General features: G+C 64.3%; 5 protein-coding genes. 3 read left to right on the top strand and 2 right to left on the bottom strand.

The window, feature by feature from the left end:
* Positions 1–331: 331 nt before the first annotated feature.
* Together JQK15_RS17335 and secA are read right to left on the bottom strand one after the other, a co-directional pair.
* On the bottom strand, positions 332–847 hold the full coding sequence (locus JQK15_RS17335; protein ID WP_214866609.1) for a glycine zipper 2TM domain-containing protein: 516 nt from the start codon (positions 845–847) through the stop codon (positions 332–334).
* 159 nt (positions 848–1006) lie between these two features.
* Complete coding sequence (secA, locus tag JQK15_RS17330; RefSeq protein WP_214866608.1) at positions 1007–3739, bottom strand: preprotein translocase subunit SecA; 2733 nt, start codon at positions 3737–3739, stop codon at positions 1007–1009.
* Between the two features lie 254 nt (positions 3740–3993).
* Here secA and JQK15_RS17325 point away from each other — a divergent pair, with 254 nt between their 5' ends.
* Genes JQK15_RS17325 through JQK15_RS17315 form a run of 3 tightly spaced genes read left to right on the top strand, consistent with a single transcriptional unit; the run spans position 3994 to position 7599 of the window.
* Positions 3994–5511, top strand: a complete 1518-nt coding sequence (locus JQK15_RS17325) for a glycosyltransferase family 39 protein (protein WP_353047216.1) — start codon at positions 3994–3996, stop codon at positions 5509–5511.
* A gap of 51 nt (positions 5512–5562) precedes the next feature.
* Positions 5563–6789, top strand: a complete 1227-nt coding sequence (argJ, locus tag JQK15_RS17320; RefSeq protein WP_214866607.1) for a bifunctional glutamate N-acetyltransferase/amino-acid acetyltransferase ArgJ — start codon at positions 5563–5565, stop codon at positions 6787–6789.
* Positions 6790–6801: 12 nt separating this feature from the next.
* Positions 6802–7599, top strand: a complete 798-nt coding sequence (locus JQK15_RS17315) for an inositol monophosphatase family protein (RefSeq protein WP_125997533.1) — start codon at positions 6802–6804, stop codon at positions 7597–7599.
* Positions 7600–7608 lie beyond the last annotated feature (9 nt).

The following is a 7608-nucleotide window of genomic DNA, read 5'->3' as shown; positions in this document are numbered from 1 at the left end:
AGAGCAGCGGGTCCATGGTCCACTACCCCAAGGTCAGCGCATCAGCAGGGTCTGCGCTGCGCTGTGTGGATGGCTCCACGCAGCCCCTGCTGTCCACGAGCGTGTGACATTTCTAAATGGCAGAGATTGTGACTTCTCTAAATGGCAGGAACAAATCTGCGAAGTGAGGGATCACTAATCGAAGCGTCTCAAGCCGCTTGAACCCCATCAGCGGAGCGCCGCGCCGCGCCGACATCACAGGCGTTCAATAAATGGCCTCCCGTCACCGGCCCCTCCCGCGAAAAGTGCCGCCGATCACGCGATCGGCGGCACTCCGCATTCTGGTGATCGATCATTCGCAATAGACGTTGCCGCGATCGATCTCGCGGCCCAGCGCGCCGCCGACGCCTGCGCCCAGGATCGTGCTCAGCACGCCGGAATCGCCGTCACCCAGCGCATTGCCCAGAACGCCGCCGACGGCGGCACCCACAATCAGGCCGGTCGAGCCATCATTACGGCGGCAATAATAGCGCCCATTACCACCCCGATAGACCCGCGTGTTGCGATCGATGCGATAGCGATCGCGCGAGGAACCGGGGCGATAATGCTGGTCGGGATAAAATTTTCCGCCATGGGAGGCGGAATGCGATGGCTTGCCCGGTGCCGGCGGGCGTCCATTATTATGGGATGGCTTGCCGTGGGATGCGCCAGGACCCGGCCCGCTATTATGGCCCGGCGGTCGGTTGCCCGGACCGTTGCCATTATTGTGCGAAGGCTTGTTCTGCCCATGGCCGGGCGGATGTTGAGCAGTTGCCGCAATCGGGGCCGCGATCACAGCCAAGGCCAATAGCATCGCAAGTTTCCTCATGCCCTTCTCCTTCCGCCGGAACATCCGGTCCGCATCGCATAGGCGCAATGCGCAACGGCCTTTGAGCACGAGAGTTCCGCCTTTTCATTGCAGGATCAAAACAAAAAAGGGCGCTGCCATCGGCGACGCCCTTCCCCGTTTCTCGCCTGTGGTCGCGCCTCAGCTCAGCGCGCCATGGCAATGCTTGTATTTCTGACCCGAACCGCAGGGGCACAGCGCATTGCGGCTGATGTCGAGATTGGCGAACTCGCCCGCCGCGACATTGTCCACCGGGGCGCGCGGAATGGTGGTGGTGATCCCCGCCAGCTGGCTGCCATCGATATCCGCGCTGTTATCCTCGCCCGAGAAGGGGTCGATATGGGTGGTGATGAAGTCCGGCAGCACCGGCAGGTCGAACTGCGGCTGCGGCGCTTCCATGCGGAACTGCACCCGCGCGATCGAGCTGGTCACGTCCTCGCGGATATTTTCCAGCATGCGCTCGAACAGGGCGAAGGCTTCCTGCTTATATTCGTTGATCGGCGTCTTCTGCGCATAAGCGCGCAGATGGACCACCTGGCGCAGCGCGTCGAGCGTCGAGAGATGCTCCTTCCAGTGATGGTCGAGGCTCTGGAGCATGATGCTCTTCTCGATCATGTGCCAGTCGGCCGCTTCGACTTCCTGCGTCTTCTCGGCAATGGCCGCGTCGGCCAAGCCTGCAAGCCGTTCTTCGATCATTTCCGGATCGACCGCATCCTCGGCCAGCCAGGCGTCGAAATCGGGCTCCAGGCCCAGCACTTCGGCGGTGCGCAGCTTCAGCCGCTCCATATCCCACTGTTCGGGATAGGTGCCCGGCGGACAGGATGCGCCGACCAGGTCATTGACCGTCTCATGGCGCATGTCGGTGACGACATCGTCCACCGTTTCGGCGTCCATGATGTCGCTGCGCTGCTCGTAGATCACCTTGCGCTGGTCGTTCATGACATCGTCATATTCGACGACCTGCTTGCGGATGTCGTAGTTGCGGGCCTCGACCTTGCGCTGGGCGGTCTCGATCGCCTTGCTCAGCCACTTGGACGGGGGCAGTGCCTCGCCATCCTCCAGGTTGGAACGGATCATCTTGGCGAACATCGTGTCCGGGCCGAAGATGCGCATCAGGTCATCGTCGAGGCTGAGGTAGAAGCGCGACAGGCCGGGGTCGCCCTGACGGCCCGAACGGCCGCGCAGCTGATTGTCGATGCGGCGGCTTTCGTGCCGCTCGGTTGCCAGCACGAACAGGCCGCCGGCGGCCAGCACTTCCTGCTTCTCCGCCTCGATCTCGACTTCGATGCGGGCGATCGCCGCGTCACGCTCCGGGCCTTCCGGCATATCACGCAGTTCGTCCTCGACGCGCATCTCCAGATTGCCGCCCAGCTTGATGTCGGTGCCGCGGCCAGCCATGTTGGTGGCGATCGTCACTGCGCCCTTGCGGCCTGCCTGGGCCACGATATGGGCTTCGCTCTCGTGGAAGCGGGCGTTCAGGACCGCATGCTTGACGCCTTCCTGATTGAGGAATTCCGACAGCATTTCCGACTTTTCGATCGACACGGTGCCGACCAGCACCGGCTGACCCTTTTCGGCATGTTCCTTGATGGTGCGCGCAATGCCCCGGAACTTGTCTTCCAGATTCTTGTAGAACGTGTCTTCCTCGTCGACGCGCTGCACCGGCCGGTTGGTCGGGATGGTGACGACGTTCATCTTGTAGATTTCGTAGAATTCGGTCGCTTCGGTCGATGCGGTGCCGGTCATGCCCGAAATCTTGGGGTACATGCGGAAATAATTCTGGAAGGTGATCGACGCCAGCGTCTGGTTTTCCGGCTCGATCTGGACGCCTTCCTTGGCTTCGACCGCCTGGTGCAGGCCGTCCGACCAGCGACGACCATCCATCATGCGACCGGTGAATTCGTCGATGATGACGACCTTGCCGTCCTTGACGATATAGTCGATGTCGCGGCGGAACATCACCACCGCGCGCAGCGCCTGGTTGACGTGATGGACGACCTGGGTGTTCTCGAAATCGTAGAGATTATTGCCCTGGAGCAGCCCGGCGGCCTCCAGCAGGCGCTCGATCTTCTCGGTGCCGTCTTCGGTCAGCGTGATCGTGCGCTGCTTCTCGTCCTTCTCATAATCCTCCTCGACCAGCTGCTTCACGATCGCGTCGACCGCGACATACAGCTCCGACTTGTCGTCGGTCGGACCGGAAATGATCAGCGGCGTGCGCGCTTCGTCGATCAGGATCGAATCGACTTCGTCGACGATCGCATGGTTGAACGGGCGCTGGACCATCGCACCGCGATCGAACTTCATGTTATCACGCAGATAATCGAAGCCGAGTTCGTTGTTGGTCGCATAGGTGATGTCGGCATTATAGGCCTCGCGGCGCTGGTCTTCCGACAGGTTGGGCACGATCACACCAGTGGTGAGGCCCAGGAAACGATAGACCTGCCCCATCCATTCGCAGTCGCGGCTGGCCAGATAGTCGTTCACGGTGACGACATGGACGCCCTTGCCTTCAAGCGCGTTCAGATAGGTGGCGAGCGTCGCCACCAGTGTCTTGCCTTCGCCGGTGCGCATTTCGGCGATTTCGCCGCGATGCAGGACGATGCCGCCGATCATCTGGACGTCGAAGTGACGCATGCCCAGCACGCGGACCGACGCTTCGCGGACGGTCGCAAAAGCTTCGGGCAGAAGGCCGTCCAGCGTCTCGCCATTGGCCAGGCGCTCACGGAAGCGCGCCGTCTGGTTCACCAGTTCATCATCGCTCATCGCCTGGATCGTCGGTTCGAAGGCGGCGATCTGGTCGATGACCTTGCCCAGCGATTTCACATAACGTTCGTTGGACGATCCGAAGATAGACTTGGCGAGTGCGCCGAACATGCAAATTCCTGACAATGAGGGGGCCATGGGTCCAACGGACACATGGGCAGATATGCGCCGCGATTTAGGCACGGCACAGCCGATAGTCAATCAATGCGACGGACTGTCGCACGGCTGTAACGGCTTTGCCCGATGCGGTTTTGCCGTAGCCGCGCCGTCCTGCCGTCGTGCAGGCGCGACGCGCCGCCGAAAATATTTTGCGTTTGGGCGCACGCCGCCGCAAGAGCGCCACGACAACAAGGGTCGCAAACAGGGTGTATCGTTCCATTTCCATGGCGCCGTCGCGCCGATTGCGCCTGCCTCTGGCGGCGCTGCTGGTCAGCGCATTGATCGGCTGGTTCCTGATCGCCGCGATTGCGGCGCCCTTCGATCATGACGAAAGCCAATATGTCGCCGGTGCCTATTTCAGCGGGCATGCGGTCATGTTTCGCGATTTTCTTTATCTTCAGCCGCCGCTGCACGCCTGGGGGCTGGCACCGCTGAGCCTGATCGCATCGGGCCATATGGTACTGGCGATGCGCCTTGCCACCGCCGTCATGGCGCTCGCGACGCTTGCGCTCATCTGGGCGGCCCAGCGTGCGGCAGGCATATCCCGCTCCAGCGCTACCCTGGCCATGCTACTGATGGCAGCAACAGCCGCGTTCCAGTTCAGCGGCTCCGTGGTCCGCAACGATATGCTGGCGACCCTGCTGGCCTCTGCCGCAATGCTGCTGACCTTGCTTGGCCTGCGTCATCGCTCGGACCGCCACTGGCTTGGAGCCGGGATCCTCTACGGCCTTGCCATCGCGACAAAGCTCAATTTCGCCCCGCTCGGCGCGACCGTCGGCCTGTTCGTCATCGCCAGCGGCGGCCGGCACGCTATTCGCGCCGCCCTGTTCCTGGCACTCGGCGCGCTGCTGGGCATGGCGCCCATGGCCATCGCCTGGATATCAGGGCGCGACAGCTTTCTGTACGGCGTCCTGACCTATGGCATGACCGCGCCCCACGCCTGGTATGCCGCCAACGGCGCAGCGCAGGAACTGGCGACGACGGAAAAGCTGCGCGACCTGGTCAAATATCTCTGGAAGGGCCCAGCCCTTGCCGCTTTGCTGTTGCTCATCGCCAACTGGATCGCGACCCGTGGCCGCATGCGCTCATCCGGGCGCCGGCTGGCGATCTGGATGAGTGCCGGCGCGCTGATCGGCGCCGCGCTGCCGACCCCGACGCAATTGCAATATCTGATGCCGCTGCTGCCGCCGCTCGCCCTTGCCCTCGGCTATCTGCTCGACGACGCCCGTCACTGGCGGCCGCTGCGGCGCAAGGCGATGCTGGCCCTGCTCTGCCTGGCAACGATCCCCGGCCTCATCCCCTCGATCCGGGATCTGGTGACGGCCGCCCGTGCCGCCTCTCCGCTGCTGGCCGCGCAGGCCAATGCCCATTGGCTGGGCACGACGGTGCGCGCCGCGGGCGGCGCCGATATCCTGACCCTCGCGCCGCATCTCGCGATCGACAGCGGCCTGACGCTCGATCCGCGCCTGGCGACCGGCCCGTTCGTCTATCGCACCGGCTGGACGCTCCGCCCCGAGCAGGCGCGCCGGCTCCATGCGCTGACGCCTGCCACCCTGCCGGACCTGGATCGCGCCATGCCGGTAGCGATCCTTACCGGCTATGAAAATGGCACGCGCAAATTGCCGCTGCGCCCTGACGACGGTCTGGACAATTACGCCCGCCGCCATGGCTATCGCATGGTCCCGATGCCCGATGGCGTCGGGCGCCTCTATCTGCGGGACTAGCGCCCGATCGGGCCATTGACGCAAGGGGGGATTTCGCTCATGCCGCGCCCCATGACCGACCGTTCCCCGCTCGCCCCCGCCGCCTTCCCCGCCCTGCCCGCCATTGCCGGCGTGACATTGCGTGTCGCAAAGGCGCGATACAAGAATTGGGACCGGTGCGACCTCACCTATGTCGAGCTGGACGCAGGCACGGCGGTCGCCGGCGTGACGACGCAGAGCAAATGCCCCTCGCCAGAGGTCGAATGGTGCCGCGACGCCATCCCGATGGGCCAGGCCCGCGCCGTCGTCGTCAATGCCGGCAACGCAAACGCCTTCACCGGCCATCGCGGCCGCGCCGCTGTCGAGGCGATCGCGGCCAAGGTGGCCAATCACCTTTCGTGCCAGCCCTCCAATGTCTTCGTCTCTTCGACCGGCGTGATCGGCGTGCCGCTGCCGATCGACAAGGCCGAGGCGGGCCTGGAAGCGGCCTTCGTCGCCGCGCCCTGCGGTTGGGAGGATGCGGCCAAGACCATTGGCACGACCGACACCTACGCCAAGGGCGCCCATGTCTCGGCGATGATCGGCGACACACGCGTCGATCTGGTCGGCATCATCAAGGGATCTGGCATGATCGCGCCCGACATGGCGACGATGCTCGGCTATATCTTCACCGACGCTGCGATCGATCCGGGGCTGCTGCAGCAGATGCTGTCGGCTGCCAACAAGCGGACCTTCTCCTGTATCACCGTCGACAGCGACACCTCGACCAGCGACACGGTGCTAGCCTTCGCCACCGGTAAGGCCGGCAATGCCCCGCTCGCGTCGATGGAAGATGCCGGCGCCGACGCCTTCGCCGCCGCGCTCTCCGACCTCTGCCGCCAACTCGCCCATCTGGTCGTGCGCGACGGTGAAGGCGCGAGCAAGTTCATCGAAATCACGGTCGAGGGCGCCGAAAGCGACGCCAGCGCCCATCGCATTGCCCTCTCCATCGCCAATTCGCCGCTGGTGAAGACCGCGATCGCCGGCGAGGACGCCAATTGGGGGCGCGTCGTCATGGCCGTCGGCAAGGCCGGCGAACCGGCCGAGCGCGACAAGCTCGCCATCCGCTTCGGCGCGACCCAGGTGGCGGCCGGCGGCCTAGCGCTCGACGGCTATGACGAGGCACCGGTGACGGCGCATCTCAAGGGGCAGGACATCGTCATCGGCGTCGATATCGGCCTGGGCGAAGGCCGCGCCACGGTGTGGACCTGCGACCTGACCCATGGCTATATCTCGATCAACGCGGACTATCGCAGCTAAGGGGACCGGCGCATGATGGTGGAACTGCATGATCCCGTCGTCGCGCTGATGCGGCAAGTGGGGCGCGACATCGTCATGCCCCGTTACCAAAATCTGGCGGCGGAAGAGATTAGCGAGAAGGCAGCGAACGACTTCGTCACCATCGCCGACAAGGAAAGCGAGATCCGGCTGGCCGAAGGGCTGGGCTCGATCCTGCCCGAAGCCGGGGTCATCGGCGAGGAAGCCTGCGCCGCCGACCCGTCGATCCTCGACCGTGCCGGCGACGGCCTAAACTGGATCATCGACCCGATCGACGGCACGGGCAATTTCGCGTCGGGCAAGCCGCCCTTCGGCATCATGATCGCGCTCGCCGACAATGGCGCGACCCTGGCCGGCTGGATCCTCGATCCGTTGACCGGGCGGTTGTGCCATGCGACGCTGGGCGGCGGCAGCCATGTCGATGGCGAACGGATCATGGCGAAGGAAAGCGACGGCGCCCTGCCTATCGCGGCCATCTCCACCATCTTCATGGAGGCGGCGGAACGGGCCGAGATGGAGCGCAAGTCGCAGGCCATTTTCACCATGGTGGACATTCCCCGCTGCGCCGCCGAGCAATATCCCCGGCTGGTGCTGGGCCAAAATGACGTGTCGATCTTCGCGCGCGTGCTGCCCTGGGACCATGCTGCCGGCACCCTGTTTGTCAATGAGGCGGGGGGCTGCTGCCAGCGGCTCGACGGCAGCGCCTATCGGGTCGGTGAACAGCGCCGGGGCCTGATGGGCGCATCCTCACCGCGCCTGTGGGATCTGGCGGCCAAGACCTATTATGCCTGACCGAAGGAA

Origin of the sequence: Sphingobium sp. BHU LFT2, assembly GCF_018604485.1 — a bacterium.
GTDB classification, from domain to species: Bacteria; Pseudomonadota; Alphaproteobacteria; order Sphingomonadales; family Sphingomonadaceae; genus Sphingobium; species Sphingobium yanoikuyae_A.
This window is presented reverse-complemented; position numbering and strand designations above follow the sequence as displayed.